Origin of the sequence: Micromonospora sp. NBC_00389, assembly GCF_036059255.1 — a bacterium.
GTDB lineage: Bacteria > Actinomycetota > Actinomycetes > Mycobacteriales > Micromonosporaceae > Micromonospora.
In genome coordinates this window covers 7,643,507-7,666,768 of the sequence record NZ_CP107947.1, presented here as the reverse complement: position 1 = coordinate 7,666,768, position 23,262 = coordinate 7,643,507, and the positions used below count along the sequence as shown (strand labels likewise).

Annotated in this window: 21 protein-coding genes and 1 riboswitch; of the genes, 8 read left to right on the top strand and 13 right to left on the bottom strand. The window is 74.2% G+C overall.

What is annotated here, in order from left to right; genetic code table 11:
• The first annotated feature begins 271 nt into the window (after nt 1-271).
• The 4 genes from OG470_RS36125 to OG470_RS36110 are packed head-to-tail and all read left to right on the top strand — an operon-like array spanning nt 272 to nt 5,003.
• Complete coding sequence (locus OG470_RS36125) at nt 272-1,966, top strand: hypothetical protein (protein ID WP_328419126.1); 1,695 nt, start codon at nt 272-274, stop codon at nt 1,964-1,966.
• Nucleotides 1,963-3,429: an NADH-ubiquinone oxidoreductase-F iron-sulfur binding region domain-containing protein gene (locus OG470_RS36120; RefSeq protein ID WP_328419124.1), complete on the top strand. Its 1,467-nt coding sequence runs from the start codon at nt 1,963-1,965 to the stop codon at nt 3,427-3,429. Before OG470_RS36125 ends, OG470_RS36120 begins: the two co-directional genes overlap by 4 nt.
• Before the next feature lie 48 nt (nt 3,430-3,477).
• Nucleotides 3,478-4,095, top strand: a complete 618-nt coding sequence (locus OG470_RS36115; RefSeq protein ID WP_328426830.1) for a TlpA family protein disulfide reductase — start codon at nt 3,478-3,480, stop codon at nt 4,093-4,095.
• 32 nt (nt 4,096-4,127) lie between these two features.
• Complete coding sequence (locus OG470_RS36110) at nt 4,128-5,003, top strand: cytochrome c biogenesis CcdA family protein (protein WP_442931236.1); 876 nt, start codon at nt 4,128-4,130, stop codon at nt 5,001-5,003.
• Nucleotides 5,004-5,012: 9 nt separating this feature from the next.
• Here OG470_RS36110 and serS read toward each other — a convergent pair whose 3' ends face one another.
• From serS to OG470_RS36090, 4 genes are all read right to left on the bottom strand, one after another.
• Nucleotides 5,013-6,296 carry a serine--tRNA ligase gene (serS, locus tag OG470_RS36105; RefSeq protein WP_328426828.1) on the bottom strand — a complete coding sequence of 428 codons (1,284 nt, stop codon included), beginning with the start codon at nt 6,294-6,296 and terminating at the stop codon, nt 5,013-5,015.
• Between the two features lie 114 nt (nt 6,297-6,410).
• The gene (locus OG470_RS36100) at nt 6,411-7,553 is read right to left on the bottom strand and encodes a DNA polymerase III subunit beta family protein (protein ID WP_328419120.1); all 1,143 of its coding nucleotides are present in this window, start codon (nt 7,551-7,553) and stop codon (nt 6,411-6,413) included.
• A gap of 25 nt (nt 7,554-7,578) precedes the next feature.
• Complete coding sequence (locus tag OG470_RS36095) at nt 7,579-8,835, bottom strand: saccharopine dehydrogenase family protein (protein ID WP_328419118.1); 1,257 nt, start codon at nt 8,833-8,835, stop codon at nt 7,579-7,581.
• Between the two features lie 66 nt (nt 8,836-8,901).
• Complete coding sequence (locus tag OG470_RS36090; protein WP_328419116.1) at nt 8,902-9,342, bottom strand: hypothetical protein; 441 nt, start codon at nt 9,340-9,342, stop codon at nt 8,902-8,904.
• 147 nt (nt 9,343-9,489) lie between these two features.
• On the opposite strand from OG470_RS36090, the gene OG470_RS36085 reads away from it, so the two are divergent.
• The gene (locus tag OG470_RS36085) at nt 9,490-12,288 is read left to right on the top strand and encodes a LuxR C-terminal-related transcriptional regulator (RefSeq protein WP_328419114.1); all 2,799 of its coding nucleotides are present in this window, start codon (nt 9,490-9,492) and stop codon (nt 12,286-12,288) included.
• A gap of 39 nt (nt 12,289-12,327) precedes the next feature.
• Here OG470_RS36085 and OG470_RS36080 read toward each other — a convergent pair whose 3' ends face one another.
• From OG470_RS36080 to OG470_RS36070, 3 genes are all read right to left on the bottom strand, one after another.
• Nucleotides 12,328-12,876 (bottom strand): DsbA family protein, encoded by a 549-nt coding sequence (locus tag OG470_RS36080; RefSeq protein WP_328419112.1) that lies wholly within the window; start codon nt 12,874-12,876, stop codon nt 12,328-12,330.
• The gene (locus OG470_RS36075) at nt 12,873-13,370 is read right to left on the bottom strand and encodes a redoxin domain-containing protein (protein ID WP_328419110.1); all 498 of its coding nucleotides are present in this window, start codon (nt 13,368-13,370) and stop codon (nt 12,873-12,875) included. Before OG470_RS36075 ends, OG470_RS36080 begins: the two co-directional genes overlap by 4 nt.
• A 66-nt stretch (nt 13,371-13,436) precedes the next feature.
• The gene (locus OG470_RS36070) at nt 13,437-14,123 is read right to left on the bottom strand and encodes a BON domain-containing protein (RefSeq protein ID WP_328419108.1); all 687 of its coding nucleotides are present in this window, start codon (nt 14,121-14,123) and stop codon (nt 13,437-13,439) included.
• Nucleotides 14,124-14,469: 346 nt separating this feature from the next.
• On the opposite strand from OG470_RS36070, the gene OG470_RS36065 reads away from it, so the two are divergent.
• The gene (locus OG470_RS36065; RefSeq protein WP_328419105.1) at nt 14,470-17,157 is read left to right on the top strand and encodes a cellulose binding domain-containing protein; all 2,688 of its coding nucleotides are present in this window, start codon (nt 14,470-14,472) and stop codon (nt 17,155-17,157) included.
• 174 nt (nt 17,158-17,331) lie between these two features.
• Here the strand turns inward: OG470_RS36065 and OG470_RS36060 are convergent, their stop codons facing one another.
• Nucleotides 17,332-17,739: a hypothetical protein gene (locus OG470_RS36060; protein WP_328419103.1), complete on the bottom strand. Its 408-nt coding sequence runs from the start codon at nt 17,737-17,739 to the stop codon at nt 17,332-17,334.
• A 136-nt stretch (nt 17,740-17,875) separates the two neighbouring features.
• On the bottom strand, nt 17,876-18,019 hold the full coding sequence (locus OG470_RS36055) for a hypothetical protein (protein WP_328419101.1): 144 nt from the start codon (nt 18,017-18,019) through the stop codon (nt 17,876-17,878).
• Nucleotides 18,020-18,382: 363 nt separating this feature from the next.
• On the opposite strand from OG470_RS36055, the gene OG470_RS36050 reads away from it, so the two are divergent.
• On the top strand, nt 18,383-18,745 hold the full coding sequence (locus OG470_RS36050; protein ID WP_130403378.1) for an STAS domain-containing protein: 363 nt from the start codon (nt 18,383-18,385) through the stop codon (nt 18,743-18,745).
• A gap of 40 nt (nt 18,746-18,785) precedes the next feature.
• Here the strand turns inward: OG470_RS36050 and surE are convergent, their stop codons facing one another.
• The gene (gene surE, locus OG470_RS36045) at nt 18,786-19,613 is read right to left on the bottom strand and encodes a 5'/3'-nucleotidase SurE (protein ID WP_328419099.1); all 828 of its coding nucleotides are present in this window, start codon (nt 19,611-19,613) and stop codon (nt 18,786-18,788) included.
• On the bottom strand, nt 19,610-20,587 hold the full coding sequence (locus tag OG470_RS36040; RefSeq protein ID WP_328419097.1) for a PfkB family carbohydrate kinase: 978 nt from the start codon (nt 20,585-20,587) through the stop codon (nt 19,610-19,612). Before OG470_RS36040 ends, surE begins: the two co-directional genes overlap by 4 nt.
• Before the next feature lie 173 nt (nt 20,588-20,760).
• Between OG470_RS36040 and OG470_RS36035 the strand changes: the two genes are divergently transcribed.
• The gene (locus OG470_RS36035) at nt 20,761-21,228 is read left to right on the top strand and encodes an SRPBCC family protein (RefSeq protein WP_328419094.1); all 468 of its coding nucleotides are present in this window, start codon (nt 20,761-20,763) and stop codon (nt 21,226-21,228) included.
• 112 nt (nt 21,229-21,340) lie between these two features.
• On the opposite strand, the gene OG470_RS36030 is transcribed toward OG470_RS36035, so the two are convergent.
• Nucleotides 21,341-21,916 (bottom strand): hypothetical protein, encoded by a 576-nt coding sequence (locus OG470_RS36030; protein WP_328419092.1) that lies wholly within the window; start codon nt 21,914-21,916, stop codon nt 21,341-21,343.
• Nucleotides 21,917-22,034: 118 nt separating this feature from the next.
• Nucleotides 22,035-23,099, bottom strand: coding sequence for a coiled-coil domain-containing protein (locus tag OG470_RS36025; protein WP_442931023.1), 1,065 nt, complete (start codon nt 23,097-23,099; stop codon nt 22,035-22,037).
• A 5-nt stretch (nt 23,100-23,104) separates the two neighbouring features.
• Nucleotides 23,105-23,236: riboswitch (cyclic di-AMP (ydaO/yuaA leader) on the bottom strand.
• Nucleotides 23,237-23,262 lie beyond the last annotated feature (26 nt).

Sequence of the window (23,262 nt, the reverse complement as noted above, 5' to 3'; positions counted from 1 at the left end):
GCGGGGGTGGGTGGTGGCGCGGCGGGGGAGAGCCTGCTTGCCGGGTTCTTGCAAGCCAGGCTGAAATTTTCCGAAAGGTTACAAGCGTGTTGCAGTGACTGTCAATGCATGGACATCTGTCACTGTCCATTTCGGCCGATGGTGCGCCTACCCGCGCCGCCGCTACACGCGTCCCGGCGTCGGTTGGTTCGATCCGCCCGAGAAATTTCCACCCCGGGGTGATCCGCGAACCCCGCCGTTCCGTACTGGATGGGGGAGCAGGGGTCGGCCGGTGGTACGCCGCCGCGAGACGATCGAGGAGCAGATGGCCCGGGCAAAGCAGAACCAGAAGGCGGCCACCGTCCGGACCGGCGCCAGCAGTCGGGGGGTACGCACCCGGTCGCGGTCGGCGACCGCCATGCTGATCGCGTCGCTGCTCGCCGCGCTCTGGGCGGCGATCATGCTGACCGGGGCTGGGCAGACGGCGTACGCGTACGGGTTCTTCTTCACGGAGTTCTTCGCCGGCGTCATCGCGCTGGTGGCGCTGAGCCTCACCGTGATGCTCGGCCTGCTCGCCACGGACCGGCTGGTGCTGCGCATCTCGCACCGGGTGCTGTTGCAGTCGGCGCACCGGGCCTTCGGTGTGCTGGGCGTGGCCGGGCTGGCCTTCCACGTACTCACCAAGATCGCCACCGGTCGGGCGGCACCGACCGACGCCCTGGTGCCCTTCGTGGGCGGCGGAGGGCTCTACGTCGGGCTCGGCACGGTGGCCGCCCTGCTGATGGTCAGCGTGATCTGGACCGGCATCATCCGGGCCCGCTTCGCCGGCATCGGTCCGAAGTGGCTGTGGCGCGCGCTGCACTCCACGGCGTACGTCGCCTGGCCGTTCGCCGTGCTGCACGGCCTCAACGCCGGCCGGGTCGCGAATTCCTGGGTGGTGCTCAGCTACCTCGGCTGCATCCTGCTGGTCGTGCTGGCGCTGCTGGTCCGGCTCTCGGTCACCGTCGGCCGACGCAGCCGCGAGCAGCACCAGGCCGCGGTGCGGAACACGGCGATGGCTGGCCGGGCCGGCGAGGAGGGCCGCGGCCGATCGCTGCTGGCCGGGCTGGGCCGCCGCCGCGAGAGCGGCGAGGAGAAGCGTCCCGCCTGGGCGGAGGCCACCACCGCCTCGTGGACGGCGCCGGCCGGCGCGCGGCGGCGCGACCCCGAGCGGTTCACGGTGCCGGTGGTGCCCGAGCCGGGCTCGCTCACCGAGCCGGTCCGGCCCAGCCGGCGCCGGCGGGACGAGGAGCCGGCGGCCCGGCGGGACACCGAACGGGCTGCGCGCGGCCGGCGCGACGAGCGGGAGCCGTCGACCCGCCGGTCGGGCCGCCGAGGCGCGGAGGAGCCGGTCACCCGTCGGCGCGACGAGGAGGAGTTCGAGCCGGTCAGCCGTCGGCGCGACGAGGAAGAGTTCGAGCCGGTGGCCCGACGGCGCGGCGAGCGTACCCGGGACCGGGACGAGGCCCCGGCCAGGCGGCGGCGGGGTGGCGCGCCGGTCGAGGAGCCGGCCGGTGAGCGGTCCGCCCGCCGGTCCCGGACCGACGACGACGGCAGCAGGTACTCGGCGCCGCCGCAGCGGCTGGTCGACGAGCCCGAGGAGCCGTGGGACAGCCCGCTCCGGTGGCAGGACGCCGAGCCGATCTCGGCTGGCCCGGTGTCCGCCGAGCCGATCTCCGCGGGCCCGATCTCGGCGGCGCCGCGCAGCGGCAGCGGCCGGCACAGCGTCGAGGACGAACTGCCGGAGGAGCCGGACTACTGGCGCCCGCCGGCCCGGTACGTGCCGGAGGAGGTGCCACCGCCCGTCGACGACACCCCCACCCTGGTCGACCTGGCGTCGCGGCGGGCACGGCGGGCCGCCGGCGAGGGTCGGTCCAAGCGCCGCAAGGCCAGCGCCGACGCCGTGGACGGGGCGTACTGGGCCGGGTTGCGGGGTGAGGCGAAGTGATGCGTACGACCGTGCCCCCGGTGGCCTGCGTGGGTGAGCCACGGCTGACCGCCGGCTTCGCGGAGTTCGGCCGGCTGGACCTGGCCGCGCACGAGGAGGTGCACGGGCCGATCGGCCCGATGGAACCGGCCCAGCTTCTCCGGCTCGCCGAGGGCATGCAGCTCAAGGGCAAGGGCGGGGCGGGTTTCCCGTTCGCCCGCAAGCTGCGCGCGGTGCTGGAGTCCTGCGAGCGGCAGGACCTCGCTGCCGTCGTGGTGGTCAACGCCAGCGAGGGGGAGCCGGCCAGCTGGAAGGACAAGGTGCTGCTGACCCGCGCCCCGCACCTGATCCTGGACGGCGCGGCGCTGGCCGCGTACGCGCTGGACGCCGAGGAGATCGTGATCGGCGTGGCCGACGACGGGGTGGGCCGGGACTCGCTGATGGAGGCGCTGGCGGAGCGGCGGATGCCGGTGTCGGCCACCATCGTCACCGTGCCGCACCGGTTCATCTCCGGCGAGGGCGGCGCGCTGGTCAACGGGATCAACGGGCTGCCGCACATCCCGCCCGGCACCAAGAAGCGCTCCAGCGACTCCGGCGTCGGCGGCCTGCCCACCCTGCTCTCCAACGCCGAGACGTACGCCCAGCTCGCCGTCGCCGCCCGGCTCGGCCCGTACGAGTACGCGGCGCTCGGCACCGACGACGAGCCGGGCACCGTGCTGCTCACCGTGACCGGCGCGGCGGCCCGGCCCGCGGTCGTGGAGTGCGCGGCCGGCACCCCGCTGCGCGAGATCCTCGACCTGTGTGAGGTCCCGGACGGCCCGGGCATCCTGATGGGCGGCTATCACGGCAAGTGGATCACCCCGGAGGCGGCGGACCGGGCGGAGATCTCCCGTAGGGGCCTGGCGGCGGTCGGTGGCACCCTCGGCGCGGGCATCATAGTTCCGCTCGGCGTCGACACCTGCCCGCTCGGCGAGGCCGCCCAGGTGGTGCGCTACCTGGCCGGCGAGTCCGCCGGACAGTGCGGACCGTGCAAGATGGGCCTGCCGGACCTGGCCCGCGCGGTGGACCTGGCGGTCGCCGGGAGCCAACCCGCGGACGTGGTGCGGGCCGCCGCCGGCGAGGTGAAGGGCCGGGGAGCGTGCAGCCACCCGGACGGCACCGCCCGGTTCGCCCTCTCCGCTATCGAGGTCTTCGCCGACGATCTGCGGCTGCACAGCACCGGCGACGGCTGCGGCCGGCGGGTCAAGGGCGTGATGGGGCTGCCGGGCGCACCCGACTCCAACCCGCAGAAGCTCACCCTGGACTGGTCCCGCTGCGACGGGCACGGGCTCTGCGCGCACGTGGTGCCGGACTTCATCCGGCTCGACGGCAACGGATATCCCGCCTTCCCGACCACCCCGGTGCCGACCTGGCTGCGGGAGGGCGCGCTGAAGGCCGTCAAGGTCTGCCCGGAGCTCGCCCTCCGGCTCGCCAAGGCCGAGTAGGGCACCTTCACGCCTCGTGCAGCGGGGTCTCTTCACTGTCGAATGGAGATGCGGATGGGCATGGGGCGAACAACGGCTGGGCGGGTACCCCGCGCCGCCGCTGCCGGGGCGCTCGTCGTCGCCCTGCTCGGCACGGCATCCTGCACCGGCACGGTGCCGTCCGGAGCGGCAGCCGCCGGATCCGCGCCGGCCTCGACCACGTCTCCGGGAGCGCCGGCAAGTGCCCCGGCCATCGCGCCGACCGCCGCTCCGGCGCGGGTGCCGGACACCCTGCGCTTCACCGGGACCACCCTCGCCGGCACCGCGTTCGACGCCGCGCAGCTGGCCGGCCGGCCCGTCGTGCTGTGGTTCTGGGCGCCGTGGTGCGCCACCTGCGCCAGTCAGGCCTGGACGGTGGCCGAGATCGCGCCCCGGTACCGGGACACCGTGCCGATCGTCGGCGTCGCCGGGCTCGGCGAGCGGCGGGCCATGCAGGAGTTCGTCACCGAGTTCGACCTCGCCGGGACGCCGCAGATCGAGGACCGTGCCGGTGCGCTCTGGCGCCGGTTCAAGGTGACCGAGCAGAGCATCTTCGTGATCATCGACCGGGACGGCAAGGTCGTCCACCAGGGCTTCCTGGACGGCGAGGCACTCACCGCCCGGGTCGCCGCGCTGGCCGGGGCGTGACCGCCCCGCTGCTGCTCGCGCTGACCGCCGGCATGCTCGGCGCGGTCAACCCGTGCGGCTTCGCGTTGCTGCCCGCGTACCTCTCGCTGCTGGTCGCCGGGGCCACCGACACCCGCGGCGCGGTCGGTCGCGCGCTGACCGCCGCGGTGGGGTTGACCCTGGGGTACGTACTGGTCTTCGGCGCCTTCGGCCTGGCCCTCGCGCCGCTGGCCGGCTGGCTGCGGCCACGGTTGCCGTGGCTGACCGTGGTGCTCGGGCTGCTGCTGGTGGTGGCCGGGTGCTGGCTGCTCGCCGGCCGGCGACTGCCCGCCCCCGGCTGGTCCGCCCGGGCGCCCCGGCTGACCCGGTCCTGGCCGTCGATGGCGCTGTTCGGCGCGGCGTACGCGCTGGCCTCGCTCGGCTGCGCCATCGCACCGTTCCTGGCCATCGTGGTGACCAGCCTCCAGTCCGGTTCGACCGGGCGCGGGCTGGCCCTGTTCGGCGCGTACGCCCTCGGGATGGGGCTGGTGGTCGCGGTCGCCGCGCTCGGGGTGGCGCTGCTGCGCGACGGGCTGGTGGCCCGGCTGCGGGTTGCCGGCGCGCTGGTGCCCCGGCTCAGCGGCCTGGTGCTGCTGGTCGCCGGCGGCTACGTCGCCTGGTACGGCTGGTACGAACTGCGGCTGGCCGCCGGCCAGCGCAACGCACTACAAGACCCGGTGATCCAGACGGCGTCCCGGGTCCAGCACGCCCTCGCGGACACCCTCGACACCACCGGCCCCGCCGTCCTGGCCGCCACCCTCGCGGTCCTCCTGCTGGCGGCAGCCCTGACCCGCCGCGCCCGCCTCCGCGATCGTGCAGTTGCTACCCCGGCAGAAGCCGCGGAGCGCTCCATGCCGGAGACCGAAACTGCACGATCGGCGGGACGTTGACGGTTGGGGTCAGCGGGGGGTCAGCCGGTCGGTGCCCATCCGGTCGCGGAGGACCTCGGGGATCAGCACGGAGCCGTCGGCCTGCTGGTACTGCTCCAGAATGGCCGGGAAGAGCCGGCTGGTGGCCAGCGCCGAACCGTTGAGGGTGTGCACGAAGCGGGTCTGCTTGCCGCCCGGCTCCCGGTAGCGGATGGCCGCCCGGCGGGCCTGGTAGTCGCCGGCCCAGGAGACCGACGAGACCTCCTTGTACTTGCCGGTGCTCGGCATCCACACCTCGATGTCGAGGGTCTTCTTCATCGACGCGCTGGCGTCACCGGCGGAGAGCAGCGTGCGCTGGTAGTGCAGGCCCAGCCCCTCGACGAGGCTCTCGGCGTGGGCGAGCATCTCCTCCAACGCCCTGTCGGCCTGCTCCGGCAGCGTGAACTGGAAGATCTCCACCTTGTTGAACTGGTGCCCGCGCACCGTGCCACGCTCGTCAGAGTGCGAGCCGGCCGACTCCCGCCGGTAGCACGGGGTGTAGGCGAACGCCTTCAGCGGCAGCTTCGAGGTCTCCAGGATCTCGTCCTGGTACGCGCCGAGGATCGCCGTCTCCGACGTGGGCAGCAGGAACTGCCCGCGCGGGGCGGACTCCCTGTCCAGGTGGTAGACGTCGTCGTAGAACTTCGGGAACTGCCCGGCGGCGAAGCCGGCCGAGTCCAGCAGCAGGTGCGGCGGGAGCAGGAACTCGTACCCGGCCTTGATGTGCTGGTCGATGAAGTAGTTGAGCAGCGCCCACTCCAGCCGCGCGCCGACTCCGGTGTAGATCCAGAAGCCGGAGCCACCGAGCTTGACGCCGCGCTCGTAGTCGACCAGGCCCAGCGCGCGGGACAGCTCGACGTGGTCGCGGACCTTCTCGATGGCCGGCGGCTCACCGAAGGTCTTGACGACCCGGTTGGCCTCCTTGCCGCCGGGCAGGACGTCATCGCTGGGCAGGTTGGGCAGCTCGCTCATCGCGTCACGCAGCCGGGCCTGCACCTCGTCCAACTGGGACTCCAGCTCGGCGAGCTGCTTGCGCTCGGCCTCCGGCGCGGTGGCCTGCGGTTCGGTGCCGGCGCGCTTCGCCTGCGCGTACGCCCGGGCCTCCGCCTTGCGGCGCTGCCGCTCGGCGTCGATCTCCGTGATCAGGGCGCGCCGCTCCTGGTCGAGCCGCTGAATCTCGTCCAGGGCCCGTTCGACCTCGGCGGGATCCAGTCGCTTCGCCAGCGCGGTCGCCACCGCCTCGCGATCCTTCCGGATCAACTCCATGTCGAGCATGCTGCTCCGTACGCCTCCGTCCGGGGTCAGGTGGACCACCAGATGCTACCGTCGCGCCCCCGTCGGGCCGGGACGGGGAGCGCGAGCCCACCGCCCGCGAGCACACGGGGCGGTTCAGAGCCGGATCGGCATCAGCACGGAGAAGGTGTCCGCATCGTCCGGGCGGCGTACGGCCAGCGGCGCGATCGGCCCGTCCAGCTCCAGCACCAGCTGCGATGCGCCGGCCGCGTCCAACGCGTCCAGCAGGTAGCCACTGTTCACCCCGACCCGCAGCTCGCCCGCCGGGTCGGGGCCCGCCAGTGGGTCCGGGGACAGGCCGGCGGCGGACAGGTCGGCGGCGCGGATGTCGGCGGCGGGGAGCAGTCGCAGGCCGCCCCGGTCGTCGAGGCCGAGCACGGTGACCGCCAGCGGCTCACCGCCGTACTCGCGGGCCACCGTGGGGGCCGCCGGGTCGGTCAGCGCCGCCCGCAGCGCCGCCACGTCCACCGGGATCCGGTACGCGCCCGGCCGCTCACCGACGGCCTCGCGCAGCAGCCGGCGGTAGTCGGGGAAGTCGTGGGGCAGGGCCGTGCCCGCGAGCGTCCGGCCGGCCACCGTGACCCGCAGGTCCGCGCCGGCCACGGTCAGCCGCACCGGCCCGGCGTCGGCGGCGTCGAGCAGCGTGCGGAGCCGATCGACCAGGTCCACTCCGACGAGCACCCGCACCGGCGGCCCGTCGACGCTGGCCCCGGCCCGGGCCAGCGCGAGCCGGTGCCGGTCGGTGGCGACCAGCCGGACGCCGTCCGGCTCGACGTCGAGCAGCACGCCGGAGAGCACCGGCAACTCCGGGTCGGCGCCGACGGCGAAGCGGACCGCGTCGACGGCGGCGGCCAGCTCGGCGGGGGAGAGCAGCAGCGTGGTGGTCGCCGGCGGCACCGGGTCGACCAGCGCCCGGAGCCGGGTGATCTCCCGCCGGGCGTCGGCGAGCCCGTCCGACAGCCGGCGCAGGTGCGTGTCGAGCAGCCGGTGCACCGTCGCCGGCTCGGCGCGTACCGCCGCGGCGATCTCCGGCACCGGCATACCGACCCGGCGCAGCCCGGCCACCAGCCGGGCCGGGGCGATCTGCTCGTCGGTGTACCAGCGGTAGCCGGTGACCGGGTCCACCAGGGCCGGCGCCAGCACGCCCGCGGAGTCGTAGAAGCGCAGCGCGCTGACGGTCAGGCCGCTGGCCCGGGCCAGCTCGCCGATGCTGTGCAGGTCGCTCTCCACGCCGGGCATCCTGCCCCCTCGACCCGGTCGAGGGTCAAGCCGGCGCCCCGGCCTCCGGCTTCGGCGCCGCCTCCGGCCCCGGCTTCGGCGCTGTTTCCGAACCCGGCGCCGTCGCCCCCTGCTTCAGCACCCGGAAGGTGAGCCCGGCGCGGATGAGCCGGTCGAGCAGCGCATCGCCCATCGCGGCGACCGGAGTGAGCTGGCCGGTGGTCGGCGGCAGCTCGTCCAGCGCCAGGCAGAGCGCCGACTCGGCGAGCATCTTCGCCGTCTCGTCGTATCCCGGGTCGCCGCCGGCCACCTCGGTGACCACCCGTTGCCCGCCTCCGGTGCCGACGAAGCGGACCCGGAACCAGGACGCCGCCCGCTGCTGCGCGGTGGGCCCCTGCCCGGAGGCGAGCCGGCCGAGCAGCCAGCGCCGGGTGGGCGGCAACTTCACGAGCCCGACCAGCGCGCCGAGCCCCGCCGCGCTGGCCAGCACCGTCGGCAGCCGCTTCACCGCGGCGAAGTGCCGGTAGCGGAAGTCCGGGCCGTACTCCGGGCGGGCCGCCGCCGAGCGGCGGACCACCTGCGGGTCGATGGTGGGCAGCGGCACGGTCCAGATGCGCAGCTCCGCTGAGCGGGCCAGCCGGCCGGGCACCGCCCGAACCCGACGGTCGGTGGGGCGCGGCTCGACCGCCCGGCGGTCCCGGGCCGCCCGGCTGGCCTGCCCGGTGCGGGAAAAGGCGGTGAGCGCGGAGTGGTACGTGCCAGCGGAGAACCGGCCGCCGGCGCGCACGTAGCCGTCCACGGTGATCGGCACGTCGGCCGGCAACTGCTTGACGGTGAACCAGACGCCCAGGTCGTGCGGGATGGAGTCGAACCCGCAGGTGTGCACCAGCCGCGCGCCGGTGCGGGTCGCCTCGGCGTGATGGCGGACGTACATCAGATCGACGAACTCCGACTCACCGGTGATGTCCAGGTAGTCGGTGCCGGCGCGGGCGCAGGCGGCGACGAGCGGCTCCCCGTGGTGGATGTACGGACCGACCGTGCTGGCCACCACCCGGGCGCTCTCCGCCACCGCGCCCAGCGAGTCGGCGTCGGTCGCGTCGGCGGTGAGCAGCGGCAACTCGGCCAGCGCCGGGTCGATCGTGGCGAGCCGGCCCCGCACGGCGGCGAGGCGATCCGGGTTGCGCCCGGCCAGCGCCCAGCGCAGCCCGGGTGGCGCGTGCCGGGCCAGGTATTCGGCGGTCAGCCCTCCGGTGAACCCGGTGGCGCCGAACAGCACCACGTCGTACGTCCGCTCGCCAGCCATTCCCAGAGTCTGCCACCCAGCGCCCCGGACGGAAGATCATGACAGAGGTGAATCTGGGGGGCGTCCTCACCCGGCGTGTGGGGGGCGGTCCAGGGCGGACCGGTCCGCGCGCAGCACCTCGCCGGTCTCGATGTGCTGCTTGACCTGACGCAACGTCCGGCGGACCAGCAGCCCCGGATCATCGCCGACCAGGTGCGCGGCCAGCCCCACGGTCGGGGTGGCGCCGGCCAGTGGGCGGGCGGCCAGCTCGGTGCCCCGGTCGCCCGGCGCCGGCCGCATGCGCACCTCGACCGCGCCGTCGAGGCGGCGCAGCGGCTCGGGCCACCGGCCGCCAGGTAGCACCCGCTCCGGCGGCCGGCCCACCGTCACGACCTCCCAACGGGCCCGCGCGGCGGGGTCGCCGTCCGCGCCGGTCCGGCCGCGCCACCGGGGTACGCGGAGCAGCCGCGCCGCCCCGACCAGCGCCGCGCCGCCGAGGGCGGATCCCGCCCGCACCAGCCGTCCCATCGGCCCCACCCGTCCTTCCGGTCCACGTCCCTCGACCGTCGGTCGGCACCGGGTGAAGCGGGCTCGCCCGGAAGGGGTGAACCGGTGCGGGCCGGGTAACCGCTCGCCGACCGGGGGGTGGAACGCGTCGATGGGGGTGGGTGCCGGGTGCCGGAACAGCAGGATCGCGCGCGGGTGGGCACCGCGCCGGGGCGCCCAGCCGACCCGCCGCTGCTGGCGTCCCGGCTGACCCCGGCCGTGCCGCCCGAACCGGTGGTGGCCCGGCCCCGGCTGCTGCGCAGTCTCGACGAGGGCAGCGCAGGACCCGTCACCCTGGTTGCCGCCCCCGCCGGCTGGGGCAAGACCACTCTGCTCGCCTCCTGGGTACGGCTGGCCGCTGGCACGCCCGAGGCCGGACCGGGGCCGGCGTGGGTGTCGGTGGAGGCTGGCGACGACGGCGACCGGCTCTGGGCGTACCTGGCGGCGGCGCTGCGCGCGGCCACCGGGCCGGCGGACGACGGCCCGTTGGCGCCAGTACCCGACCGGGCGCCACGCCCCGACCAGCTGGAAGTACTGGCCGCCGCGCTCGCCGCCTCCGACCGACCGGTGCTGCTGGTCCTGGACGACCTGCACCGGGTCGCCGACCCGGCGGCGCTGACCGGACTGGAGTTCCTGCTCCGGCACGCCGACCAGCGGTTGCACCTGGTGGTCGGTGCCCGGGCCGGGCTGCCACTGGCCCTGCACCGGCTGCGCCTCGCCGGCGAGCTGACCGAGATCGGCCCCGACGAGCTGGCCTTCACCGACGACGAGGTGGCCGACCTGCTCACCGCGCACGGCGCGCCGCTGCCGGCCACCGCCGTGCACCGTCTGCGCGAGCGCAGCGGTGGCTGGCCGGCAGCGCTGCGCATCGCCGCGTTGGCGTTGCGTGGGCAGCCGGACCCGGAGCGCTGGGTGGGGCAGTTCGGTGGCGACCAACCGGAAATCGCCGGTTACCTGCACGAGGAGGTGCTCGCCGAGATCGAGCCGGCCGACCGGGACCTGCTGCGCCGCACCGCCCTCGCCGAGACGGTCTGCGCCGACCTGGCCGAGGCGTTGACCGGCCGCGCCGACGCCGGGCGGGTGCTGGCCGACCTGGCCGGGGCTGGCGGTCTGCTCCACCGGGAGGACAGCCGCCCGCCCTGGTACCGCTGTGACCCGCTGCTGGCCGACCTCCTCCGGGCCGAGCTGGCCCGGCTGCCCGCCGACGAGCTGCGCGAGCTGCACGCGCGGGCGGCCGACTGGTACGCCGGCGACGGGCGCCCGGCCGACGGGCTCTGGCATGCGCTGGCCGCCGGCCGGTGGAATCGGGCCGGCGACCTGTTCGTCGCGCACTGGCCGGAGCTGACCCGGTACGACCGCGAGCCGGTGAGCGGCCCGGCGCCCGGGTCCCCACCGCCGGAGGTCGTCCGCGTCGATCCCGAGGTTGCCCTGGCCTGCGCCGCCGAGCGGGCGTACGCCGGTGACCTGCCAGCGGCCACCGGTCACCTGCGTACCGCCGCCGCGTACGCCGGTGGCCTGCCGATGCCGCGCCGGGACCGTTTCCTGCGACTGGCCACCGCGCTGGAGTTGACCGTGGCCCGGCTCGCCGACGATCCGGTGGAGGTCCGGGCCGCCGCCGCCCGGCTGCTGCGGACCCGTCCGCCCGGGGCGACGCCGACCGGTGTGCCGAACCCCGCGCAGACCGTCGTGGGAGGCAGCGCTGCCGAGGACGCGGACCTGCGGGCCTTCACGGGTACCGCGCTGGGGTTGGTCGAGCTGGCCGGCGGTGCGCTGCCCCACGCCCGGTTCGTCCGGGCCCGGGCGGCGGCCCGGGAGGCCGGTCGGCCCCGTACGGAGCTGGTCGCCGCGAGCCGCTGCGCGCTGCTTCTCGCGGTGCGCGGCGAGTTGCGCGCGGCCGAGCAGGCCGCCCGGGACGTGCTGGGCACGCCGCCCCGCCAGGGCTGGTCCTGCCGGCTCGACTGTGGCTACGCCTACCTGGCGCTGGCCCTCGTGGCGCTGCATCGTGACCAGTCCGAGGAGGCCGCGGCCAACCTCGCCCTTGCCGCCCCGGCGACCGGCCCTGCCGGCTCCGCGCAGGCGGAGTCGGGGGACGACTGGTCGGCGGGACCGCCCGGCGAGCCGGTGGCCGCCATGGTGGCCGCGCTGTGTCGGGCCCAACTGCACCGCGACGCCGGCGACCCGGCCGCTGGCCAGCGGCTGCTCGTCCGGGCCCGGGAGTCGTTGACCGACCGGCCGGCCGCCGCCGAGTTGGCGAGCCTGCTGCGCGCCGCCGAGGCCGACCTGCGTGCCGAGCGGGGCGACCTGGACACCGCCCGCGACCTGCTGGCGGGTGCCACCGAGGACGGGGCCGCTCCGGCACTCGCGGTCACGCTGGCCCGGGTGGAGCTGCGGGCCGGGGACGCGGGCGCCGCCGGGCGGGCGTTGCCGGACTGGCAGGCGCTGCCGGCCGCGGCCTGGCCCCTGCCGGTACGCCTGGACGCCGGACTGCTGGACGCGGTGCTGGCCGAGCGGGGTGGGGATGGGCGTCGGGCCGGCCGGATCCTGGAGCAGGTGCTCGACCTGGCCGGTCCGCAGGGCTGCCGGCGGGTCTTCACCCGTGCCGAACCGCCGGTGCGGGACCTGTTGGCCGCGCACCTCGATGCGGGCACCGCACACTTCTCACTGGTCAGCGACCTGATCCGGGGCGCCGAGCAGACCACGGCCCGGCCGGCGGCCGAACCGGGGGGTACGCTCGACGAGCCGCTCACCGAGCGGGAGTTGACCATCCTGCGCTACCTGCAGAGCATCCTGTCCAACGTGGAGATCGCCAGCGAGCTGTCGCTCTCGGTCAACACGGTGAAGACCCACGTGCGCAACATCTACCGCAAGCTCGACGCGACCCGCCGGCGTGAGGCGGTCCGGCGGGCGCGTGAGCTGCGGCTGATCTGAGCGACGGGCGGGTCGTCGGCCGCCGCGCCGCGTCCGGGGTCAGGGGTTGGCGGCAGCGTCCACCGCGGCCAGCAGGTCGGGCAGGTCGTATCCACCCTCGTGCCGGACCTCGTTGACGAAGAGGGTGGGAGTGCCGTTCACCCCGCTGCGGATCCCGCCGACGAAGTCCCGGCGTACCCGGTCGGCGTGCACCCAGTTCTCCACCTCCGCGTTCAGCTCGTCCGGCGGCAGCCCGAGCTGCTCGACGCCGAGCGAGAGGTGCACCGGGTCCAGTTGGTCCTGGTGCTCGTAGAGCCAGTCGTGCATCTCCCAGAACCTGCCCCGGGCCGCGGCGGCCTCGGCCGTCTCGGCGGCGCGTTCGGCGTACGGGTGCACGTTGGCGATCGGGAAGTAGCGGTACACCATCCGCACCGTGTCGGCCCGCTGCCGCAGCATCTCGTGCAGGTTGGGGTACGCGGCGCCACAGAACTGGCACTGGAAGTCGCCGTACTCGACGATGGTCACCGCCGCGTCTGCCGGCCCCCGGACGTGGTCATCTTCGGTCACCGGGTCGCGGAGTCGGGCGGTGACCTGCAGTGGCGTGGTCATCCGGCGGCCACCTTCCGATCGGCGGTGAGCCGGTCCAGGGCGTCGATGATGCCGTCCGCGCCCGGGTTGACGTCGGGCGGGGACAGGTGGCTCCAGGCCACCGTCCCGGCCGGGTCGAGCACCACCAGTGCCCGGGCCGCCTCGCCCTGCGGGGTGTACGCGCCGTACCGGCGGGCCACCTCGCCCTTGGGCTCGAAGTCGGACAGCAGCGGGAACGTGATGCCCCGGCTCTCCGCGAACGCCCGGTGCGACCAGATGCTGTCCACCGAGAGGCCGAGCACCACCGCCTGGTACTGGTCGAACACCGGTGCCGCCGCCTGGTAGAGCGACATCTGGTCGCCGCAGACCGGGCTCCAGTCGGCGGGGTAGAAGGCGAGCACGACCGGCCGTCCGAGGAACTGCTCGGGACTGGTCAGACGCCCGTCCGGTGTGCCCGGCACGGTGAAGCGGGGCGCCGGGCGCCCCGGTTGGATCAGCCCGTTCGGATCACTCATGCCCCGAGCCTGCTCCCGGGGCGGGTGAGGCCGGCTCACCCGCCCCGGGTGGTTCCGCGCTTGCGCTCAGCCCAGCCCCGGGGCGACCGCGATGTGGTTCTGCACCTCCCGGATGCCCGGCGCGGACCAGACCACCTGCTCCACCTCGGCCCGCTCGGGCATCGAGTGCACCAGCCCGGCGAGTATCGCCGTGTCGCCGTGCACCCGGACGCTGATCCGCTCGACTTCGGTGGCCCCGGCCCGGGCGAGCGCGTCGACGATCCGGTCGGCCACGTTTCGGCCGTCCGGCGGGGCGGCCGGGCGGACGGTGATGCCGTTACTCACCCCGCGTACGCCGTTCAGCCGGCAGACTGCCCGCTCGGCGGCCCGCCGCTGGTACTCCCACTCGACCTCGCCGTGCAGCGTCACCCAGCCGGCCGAGACGGTGACCTGGAGTTTCTCGATGGGTACGAACGCGTCCCATTCCAGCGCGTTACCGGCCGCTGCGGCCAGATCGGGGTCGGCGCGCTCGGCGCCGCCGGGCAGCCGCACGGCCAGGTCGTTGGCGACCGCCCGGACCCGGACGACCCGGTGCGCGGCCCGCTCGGCGGCCCACTTCTTCGCATAGCTGTCCACCCGCCCGGTCAGCGTGACGACGCCCTCGGCGACGGTCACGCCGATCTCGTGCGGCTGCACCCGTGGTTCCCAGGTCAGCTCGTCGAGTACGGCGGACTGGATGTCCTGGTCGGTGCGGCTGATCGTCGCGATGGCCATCTGTCCCTCCTCGGGTGCGTGGGTGGCGGACCGGGCGACGGCCGGGGCCGGAGGTCCGCCGTTGGTAGAGCCTGCCGCCGCCCGGGGTGACTCGGCCTCGCCCTGAGCGGGTGACGGCACGGCCGGGTGCCCGTGCAGGGGCATGGGCATCGATGGTGGGAGCGCTTCCAAAGTGGTCAGGGATCGGTTACGGTAATCGCGTTCCTCGATCGCGGGAGCCGTCGCGTCGGGTGGCGGGAGCCAGGGCAGCTCCAGCCCGTTCCCAGCGTCGTGCCCGTCCCCCGGGCGACGACGTCACCACCCGGTCGACCCCGTCCCCGGGCGTCCATCCCGAGAGGAACCGCAGATGCGGAGAAGTCTCGCCGGTGCGGTCGTGTCCGCGCTGGCTGTCGCCACGGCCGTCGTGGCGATCCCGTTCACCGCCGCCGGTTCGGCCCCGGTCGCCGGTTCAGCCCTGGCCGCCGCGGAGGCGTACACCTGGCGGAACGTCCGGATCGACGGCGGCGGCTTCGTGCCCGGCATCGTCTTCAACCCCACCGAGAAGAACCTGATCTACGCCCGGACGGACATCGGCGGGGCGTACCGCTGGGAGCAGGCCAGCCAGTCGTGGACGCCGTTGCTCGACTGGGTGGGCGCCGACCGGTGGGGCTACAACGGAGTCGTCAGCATCGCCACCGACCCCGTACAGACCAACCGGGTGTACGCGGCGGTCGGCATGTACACCAACGGCTGGGACCCGAACAACGGCGCGATCCTGCGCTCGGCCGACAAGGGTGCCACCTGGCAGGTCACCGAGTTGCCGTTCAAGAACGGCGGCAACATGCCGGGCCGGGCGATGGGGGAGCGGCTGGCCGTCGACCCCAACCGGAACAACATCGTCTACTACGGCGCCGAGGGCGGCCACGGGCTGTGGCGCAGCACCGACCACGGCGCGACCTGGGCCCGGGTCACCGCCTTCCCGAACGCCGGCAACTACCGGGCCGACCCCAGCGACCCGAACGGGTACAACGGGCAGAACCAGGGCCTGACCTGGGTCAGCTTCGACAAGAGCACGGGCACCGCCGGCTCCGCCACGCAGACCATCTACGTGGGCGTGGCGGACAAGGAGAACCCCGTCTACCGCAGCACCGACGGGGGCGTCAGCTGGACGCGCATCCCCGGCCAGCCCACCGGCTACCTGGCCCACAAGGGCGTCGTCGACCCGGTCGGCGGCCCCCTCTACATCGCCACCAGCGACACCGGCGGCCCGTACGACGGCGGCAAGGGTGACGTCTGGAAGTTCACCCGGTCCACCGGGGTCTGGACGCGGATCAGCCCGGTGCCGTCCACCAGCGCGGACGCCTACTTCGGCTACAGCGGCCTGACCATCGACCGGCAGCACCCGAACACGCTGCTGGTGGCCACCCAGGTCTCCTGGTGGCCGGACGCGATCTTCTTCGGCAGCACCGACGGCGGGGCGACCTGGAGCCGGATCTGGGAGTTCAGCAACTACCCGGAGAAGACCCGTCGCTACACGATGGACGTCAGCTCGGTGCCCTGGTTGACCTTCGGCACGAACCCGGCCCCGCCGGAGGAGGCACCCAAGCTCGGCTGGATGAACGAGTCGATGGAGATCGACCCGCACGACTCCAACCGGATGATGTACGGCACCGGCGCCACCATCTACGGCACCACGGACCTCACCAGGTGGGACACCGGCGGCCAGTTCACGATCCGGCCGATGGCCCGTGGGCTGGAGGAGACCGCCGTGCTCGATCTGGTCAGCCCGCCCAGCGTCGCACCGCTGATCAGCGCGCTCGGCGACATCGGCGGATTCCGGCACACCGACCTGGACGCGGTCCCGTCGATGCTCTTCACCCAGCCGGTCTTCACGACCACCACCAGCCTGGACTACGCCGAGACCAGACCGGCCGTGCTGGTCCGGGCCGGCAACTTCACCGACGCCGACCGACCCGCCGACAGCCACGTCGCCTTCTCCACCGACGGCGGCGCCAACTGGTTCCAGGGCACCGAGCCGGCGGGGGTCAACGCCGGCGGCACGGTCGCCGCCGCGGCCGATGGCAGCCGGTTCGTCTGGGCGCCGGGCGACGCCGGCCAGCCGGTGGTCCACTCGGTCGGGTTCGGCACCTCGTGGACGCCGTCCGCCGGTATCCCGGCCAACGCGACGGTCGAGTCCGACCGGGTCGACCCGAACCGCTTCTACGGCTTCAGCGGCGGGCGGGTCTACCTGAGCACCGACGGCGGGGCGAGCTTCGCCGCCACGGCGGCGACCGGGCTGCCCACCTCCGACGTGCGGTTCAAGGCGCTGCCGGGCCGGGCGGGCGAGCTGTGGCTGGCCGGGCCGGGCGGGCTCTGGCGGTCCACCGACGCCGGTGCCAGCCTCACCAAGCTGGCTGGCGTCAGCGCCGCCGGCAACGTCGGCTTCGGCAAGGCGGCGCCCGGGCGGACCAACCCCGCCGTCTTCCTGTACGGCACGGTGGACGGTCAGCCCGGCGTGCACCGCTCCGACGACGGCGGCGCGAGTTGGGTACGGATCAACGACGACCGGCACCAGTACGGCAACCCGACCGAGGCGCTGACCGGGGATCCGCGCGTCTACGGCCGGGTCTACCTCGGCACCAACGGGCGCGGCATCCTGGTCGCCGACCGCACCGGGGGCCCTGGGCCAACCCCGACACCGACCACTCCGCCGCCAACCACTCCTCCGCCGACCACGCCGCCGCCCACCGGTGGATGCGCGGCGACGTACCGGGTGACCGGCTCGTGGTCGGGTGGTTTCCAGGCCGAGCTGGTGGTGCGCAATCCGGGCAGCGCGCCCATCGCCGGTTGGACGCTGGGCTGGACCTTCGCGGACGGCCAGCGGGTCACCCAACTCTGGGGCGGCACGTACACCCAGACCGGCGCGGTCGTCTCCGTCCGGGACAGTGGTTGGAACGGCGGGCTCGGTGCCGGGGCCAGCACCACTGCCGGCTTCCTCGGCTCGTGGACCGGCAGCAACACGCCACCGGCCACCATCACCTGCACGAGTCGCTGACCGGGTGGTCCGGGCGCGGTCGGCGGCGCCCGGATCACCCCCTGCACCGGTCCGCCGGGGCTGCCTGAGGGATCCGGCGCCCCGGCGGATCGGCCCCACCCCGGCCGGGGCTGGGAATGGAAATGGGCTCCGCTCGACCGGTGGTCGAGCGGAGCCCATGGCGTGCGTGGTGGGTCAGCCGTCCAGGCCGATGGGGGTGTTGGGGCGGTCGACGTCGACGAACTCGACGTCGTCCACCGCGCGGTCGTCCCGGCTGCCGGCGGCCCGGGCGGCGGAGCCGACGGCCCAGCCAACCGCCGCGCCGACCAGCGCCGCGCCGATCAGCAGCGTCCAGGGCAGTGCCGGCTGGCGGCCGGCGAGCGCGTCGAAGGCCAGCGAGGCCCGGCGCCGCGCCTCGTCGGCGGCGGAGCCCACCAGGTCACCCGCCTCGTCGGCCAGGCCGCTGCTGCTGCGACGGGCCGAGCGGGCGGTGTCCCGTACGCTGTCTCCCGCGGAGCTGACGGCGGAGACCAGGTGCTCCCACGCCTGGTCCGCGATCCGCTCCGGCTTGCTGCGGCGGTCCAGCAGGTTGGTTCCGAACATCGTGGTTACCTCCTCGGGTGCCGGAGCCGCCGGCCAGGTGGGACTTCGGCGTCTGTCCAGCGCATCACGGCTCGCTCACCCGGCAGTGCCCCGTGCCGGCTGGGCGCAAACGCGCCGGCACAGCTCACTGGCCGCCTCAGTGCAGCACCACCACGGCGACGCCTCGGGCGAAGTCATCGTCATCGTCGTCGTCATCATCGCCTCCGCCACCGAAACCGCAGGCCAGTACGAGGGCGAGCAGGACGCCGACGCCGGCCAGCCCAGCCAGTCTCTTGATCATCGATGATCCTCTCCGTCGCGACGGGTGTCCGGATCGATGCTAGGCGGCGTCGGCAACCGTAGGGCGGATCCGAGTCGCATGGACGAGGCACGACACGCCGGTGTCACACGGGCCCGGCACGGCCGGCAGGCCGGTTGTCGGCTGTGTCGGGCCGGGACCGCTACCCTGGTCCGGCGACGCGTCGGCTCCGACCGGTCGTCGAGTGATCAGATAACGAAAAATTGTGGAGATGAGCGACTTCATGTGCTCGAATCCGCGAATTGCTCATCCCGAGGGGTGGCGACCGAGGCCGTCGGAGGAATACTCTCGGTCGCGGCCCGCGTACTGATGAGGCGCCCGGGGGACGGGCGGGTGGAGGTGCTCGTGAGCCTGTCGATCGTGAAGTCGGTTCTGTCCGGTGGTGTCGTGGAGATCGCCCCGCGGGGCGAGATCGACGTCGATACCGCGTACGAGGTGCGCGAGGCGATCGCCGAGGTGCTGGCCAAGGGTCGCCCTCTCCGCATCGAGCTGAACATGAGGCTGGTTACGTTCATCGACTCGGTCGGCATCAGCGCGATGGTCGCCGGCTTCCAGACCGCCGAGGTCAGCGGCGTCAAGCTGGTGGTCACCGAGCCGAGCCGGTTCGTGCACCGGCAGCTCTGGGTTACCGGCCTGCTCGGTCTCTTCGGCGCCCCGGAGCCCTACTTCGCTGGCGCCGCCACTCCCGAGGTGCTCCCCGGCGCGTGAGCGCCGCTCCCGGTGCCCGAGCTCCGGGGCATCGCCCGCGTCAGGGCTGTTTCTCCAGACCGGTCAGGTCGACGTCGGTCATCTCGGTGACCGCCCGGATGGCCGTCACCGAGGCGTACCCGGCGGCCAGCAGCGCCACATCCGTGCCGGGCTGTGCGGCCTGCCCCGGCTCCTCCAGTGAGGTGCGGACGAAGCCGTGCCCGGCTTCGGCCACCGTCATCTGCACCTGACCGAAACTGGCCAGCGTGCCCCGGCGCACCCCGCGCAGCCGCCCGTGCGGCAGGTCCGGGGTGTTGACGTTGAGCACGCTCTCCAGCGGCGCGGCGGTCAGCCGGGGGAGCAGGTCCAGGGCGACCCGCGCGGCGGTGCTCCAGTGCCGCTCGGCGTCGCGTACCAGGGCGGCGGCGTCCACGGCGGCACCACCGCTGGCGGCCGTCGCCTCGCCCGCGGAGAGTACGTCCAGCGAGACCGCCATCGCCCGGCAGCCGTTCGTGGCGGCGGTGAAGGCGGCACCCACCGTGCCGGAGTGCAGCACGGCGCGGCCGGCGTTGGCGCCCCGGTTGATGCCCGAGAGCACCACCGACGGCGGCGGGCCGAACGCGCCGTGCAGCGCGATCAGCGTGATGAAGCCGGGGGAGCCGCCGACCCCGTACGCGGGCACACCCGCCAGCTCCGGCAGCGGGTGGTCGTGCACCACCACCCGCCCGTCCTGCTCCATGGCGCTCATCGCGGCGCTGGTGCCACTCGCCTCCTCCAGCGGCGCCGCCACCACCACGTCCAGGCCCCGCTGCGCCGCCGCCCAGGCCAGCGCCTGGATGCCCGGTGCGGCGATCCCGTCGTCGTTGGTGACCAGCACCCGCAGCGTCATCGCTCGACCGCCCGGTCGGCCAGCTCGTCGGGGGTGGTCCGCTCCTGCTGACGGCTGTCCGCCGGAACCAGCCGCACCCGCTCCACCAGGCCCGTGATCGAGTCCAACCGCCCGGTGCCCAGGCCGTGCCGGGTCACGTTCAGCGCCCCAGCGGCAGCGCCGGTGCGGATGGCGGTCCGGATGTCTCCGCCGCCGGCCACCACGGCGGCCACCCCAGCGGTCATCGAATCGCCCGCTCCACGCGGGTCGGCGGCCTCCAACCGGGGCATCTCCACCTCGAACAGCTCCCCGTCGATGAGCGCCAGCGCCGGCTCGTCGGCCCGGCTCACCACCACCGTCTCGGCGCCGGAGGCGTGCAGGTCGTACATCACCCGGCTCAACTCCGTACGGTCCTCGTTGCGAGCACGGCCGTCGCGGATCAGTTCCTCGTGGCTCACCTTGAGGAAGAACACCCCGCTGTCCAGCACCGCGCCGAGGTGATCGCCGGAGAGGTCGACCACCACCCGGCCGCCGTTGGCGCCGAGGTCGGCGGCGAAGCGCCGGTACAGATCGGCCGGGACGAGCCACGGCTCGTTGGGGCCACTGAGCACGCTCACCGACGCCCGCAGGCCCTCGCCGAGGGCAAGGTTGTACAGCTCGTCGAGCTCGTGCCGGCTCAGGGGCTGCCCGGGCACGTCGACGATCTCCTGCCGGGTCCCGTCCCGACGGTCGTGCACGTACCCCCCGCTACCGGAGTCGCGGACCACCACCTTGAGGTCCACCCCCTCGCTGACCAGCAGTGGCTCCAACACCTGGCCGATCTCGCCGCCGAGTGCGGCGCAGAGCACCACGTCGACGCCGAGCGACATCACCATGCGGGCCTGCCAGACGCCCTGCCCGCCGGGGTGCAGGTGCAGCTCGGGATGGTCGCTCGGCTGGTCGACGGTCACCGTCAGCTGCGGTGTGGGCGCGAAGACCATCACGTGTCCGCTCACCGGTCGTAGCCGTTCATGATTTCCGCCCCTCGTCACGGCCGGTGATTACTCGCTAACCGACCCTAGTGCGACGGAAGCCCCGAACGGCATCGCATCGGCCGGTGTCCCTCCGGGCGTTGCCAGCCCGACCGGGGTACGGGACGATCGGGCGACCATCGACGGCAGGAGACGGTGTGCTCAGGAGCGATACCTTCAGCTACACCGTTCAGGCCCGCTCCTCAACCTCTGACGCGGCGGCGTTGCTCAGCGACCTGACCCGGCAGGGCGAGCTGCACCCGCTGATCGTCCGGGTCCGCAGGCTGCCGCCACGGCCCGGTGCCCGGGCCAGCTACGCGATCAGCGACCGGCTGGTGGCCGGCCCGCTGCACTTTCGCACCACCTACCAGGCGGACGTGCTGATCAGCGAGGACGACGAGATCGTCACGGTGGCCCGCCAGTGGCCGGCCACCACGGTGCACAACCACACCCGGCTGCGTGCCGAGCCGGACGGCCTGGTCCGGATCGATGTCGAGATCACCCTGACCGCACCAGCTCGGTTGTTTCGGTACGCGTTCCGCCAGGCCCGCGCGGCCCACCTGGCCCTGGCCACCCGCCTCGGCGCGGCCCTGGACCGCCCCGACGACCCCCCACCCCCCACCTGACCCCACCCCGCGCCCCCGCTCACACCGCGCCCCGCGCCGCGCCCCGCGCCCGCGCCCGCGCCATGATCGCGCTCGATCCTGGATGTAGTGGCCTGCTTCGGCTTGGAGGCCACTACATCCTGGTTGTAGCGCGATCATGGGCGGCCCGGCCTTCGATGGTGGGCCGTGCGCCGGGCCCGGCGCCCTGCCGATCACGGCCGGTCCGGCCGGCGGCGGTGGGCCGCGCGACCGGTCGTCGCCCCCACGGCTTGTACGTGGAGAGCACCGTCGCAATGATCATCAGGCTGGTCGACACCGCGGGTGCGATCACCAGGTCGGCGCGATCCCGGGCGGGCAGGGCGACGCCCAGCGCACCGGCGTGCCGCAGGTTCGGGGTGAGCAGGAACAGCACCAGGCCGACCATCACCGTGGTGATCACCAGCTTGGTCAGGACCCAGCGGTAGCGCAGCAGGCCCCACGGGGTGAGCACTGCGCTGGCCACGCCGACCAGCCAGACCAGCACGCTCAGCGGAGCGAACAGCACGGTGCCGACCAACGCGGCGGCCGGGTAGACGACGGCCGGGTCGGCACCGCGCAGCGCCGCGACGCCGAGGGTGAGCAGCACCAGGTCGGTGCCGAGCCAGCCGAGCGACGTGACCAGGTGCAGGGTGAGCAGCGCCTTGCGGGCGGTGGGCGGTAGTCGACGCATACGAGCGATGCTGCCGCCGGACCCGGCCGGGGTCGTCCGACCGCCGGCGACATCCGGGGTACGCCCGCTGACGTACTCCGGCCGGCGCCCCGCTCAGCGGGGCGCCGGCCGGGTCGGGTCAGTACACCGACAGGTGTACGTGGTTGGTGTGGTCGCTGGACGGGTCGCCACCCGCCCCGCTGTACGACTTCCACCCGCTGCTGGGCAGCCAGATCTGCCGGTACCAGATCACGTACAGCACGGCGAGCCGGTCGGCGTTGCGGATGAAGTAGGCGGCCAGGTTGTTGCCGTACGTCTTGTCGCCGCCGGTGGCGTCCCCGCCGAAGCCGTTCGTCTGCGCGGCGAAGTCGCAGGCCCGGCCCTTCGGGTGTTCACCGGAGCCGCCGGAGCGGTGGCAGGACACGTACCGGGTGAAGCCGGCGGCCTTGGCCTGGTTGAGCGCGTGCAGGGTGCGCGGGGTGATGCAGCCGGTGGCCGGGGTGGGGTCGTTGACGCTGCACGACTCGGACGGCCAGGAGCCGTCGGAGTTGCGCGGCGCGGCCTGGGCGTTGGCGGCGGAGGTGCCCCGGTTGGAGCCGCTGTCGGCCGTGGTCTGGGGCTTGGTGGTGGCCACTTTCAGGGCCCGTTCGGCCTGGTCCTTGCGCTTGGCCATCACGGTGACCTGCTTGCGCTGTTCGCGGATCTCGCCGTCCAGGGCCACCCGGGTGCGGTTGGCCTCGTCCTTGGTGGCGAGCAGTTCGCGCAGCACCCGGTCCTCGTTGGCGGCGACCGCGTCCAGCGCGGCGGCCCGGTCCATGAAGCCCTCCGGGGTGTTGCTGTTGAGCAAGGCCGACATCGTGCCGAGCCGGCCGGTGCGGTAGGCCACCCCGGCGATCTCGCCGACCTTGCCGCTGCGTTCGGTCAGCTCGGTCTCGGTGGTCTTCAGTTGGGTGGTGAGCTGCTGCTGCCGCTGGACGGAGGTGTCCAGGGCGCGCTTCGCGTCCAGGTAGCCCTTGCTGGCCGCCTCCAGTTGGGCCCGCAGCGCCGGGGTGCCACCCTCCTCGTCGCCGTCGGGTGCCGCGGCGGCCCGCAGGGCGGTCTGGGGAGCGGCCGAGGCGGCGCCGGCCGGGAGTGCGACGCCGAGGGCGAGCATCGCGACGATCAGGGCCGCCAATCGGGCGGCGGGCGGTCGTGCTGGTGCCACTACGCATGTCCTTCCGTCAGCCGCCGACCGGGTTAGCTGACGGGTTCGGGACGGAAGATCCCTACCGCTGACGCGGATGCACCCCAGGAACATGGTTCCCCGGTTCGCCCGCTCGGGCGATTAGGCGGCGGCCGCCACCGGCGCCGTTAGGGCGCCGCTGGGT

Bases quoted from the DNA above. Each gene is read 5' to 3' on its own strand.
- serS (WP_328426828.1), bottom strand. From the start codon at position 6,296: ATGCTCGACATGGAGTTGATCCGGAAGGATCGCGAGGCGGTGGCGACC.
- OG470_RS36115 (WP_328426830.1), top strand. From the start codon at position 3,478: ATGCGGATGGGCATGGGGCGAACAACGGCTGGGCGGGTACCCCGCGCC.
- OG470_RS36095 (WP_328419118.1), bottom strand. From the start codon at position 8,835: ATGGCTGGCGAGCGGACGTACGACGTGGTGCTGTTCGGCGCCACCGGG.
- OG470_RS36070 (WP_328419108.1), bottom strand. From the start codon at position 14,123: ATGGCCATCGCGACGATCAGCCGCACCGACCAGGACATCCAGTCCGCC.
- OG470_RS36075 (WP_328419110.1), bottom strand. From the start codon at position 13,370: ATGAGTGATCCGAACGGGCTGATCCAACCGGGGCGCCCGGCGCCCCGC.
- OG470_RS36055 (WP_328419101.1), bottom strand. From the start codon at position 18,019: ATGATCAAGAGACTGGCTGGGCTGGCCGGCGTCGGCGTCCTGCTCGCC.
- OG470_RS36110 (WP_442931236.1), top strand. From the start codon at position 4,128: ATGCTCGGCGCGGTCAACCCGTGCGGCTTCGCGTTGCTGCCCGCGTAC.
- OG470_RS36100 (WP_328419120.1), bottom strand. From the start codon at position 7,553: ATGCCCGGCGTGGAGAGCGACCTGCACAGCATCGGCGAGCTGGCCCGG.
- OG470_RS36060 (WP_328419103.1), bottom strand. From the start codon at position 17,739: ATGTTCGGAACCAACCTGCTGGACCGCCGCAGCAAGCCGGAGCGGATC.
- OG470_RS36080 (WP_328419112.1), bottom strand. From the start codon at position 12,876: ATGACCACGCCACTGCAGGTCACCGCCCGACTCCGCGACCCGGTGACC.
- OG470_RS36090 (WP_328419116.1), bottom strand. From the start codon at position 9,342: ATGGGACGGCTGGTGCGGGCGGGATCCGCCCTCGGCGGCGCGGCGCTG.
- OG470_RS36030 (WP_328419092.1), bottom strand. From the start codon at position 21,916: ATGCGTCGACTACCGCCCACCGCCCGCAAGGCGCTGCTCACCCTGCAC.
- OG470_RS36065 (WP_328419105.1), top strand. From the start codon at position 14,470: ATGCGGAGAAGTCTCGCCGGTGCGGTCGTGTCCGCGCTGGCTGTCGCC.
- surE (WP_328419099.1), bottom strand. From the start codon at position 19,613: ATGACGCTGCGGGTGCTGGTCACCAACGACGACGGGATCGCCGCACCG.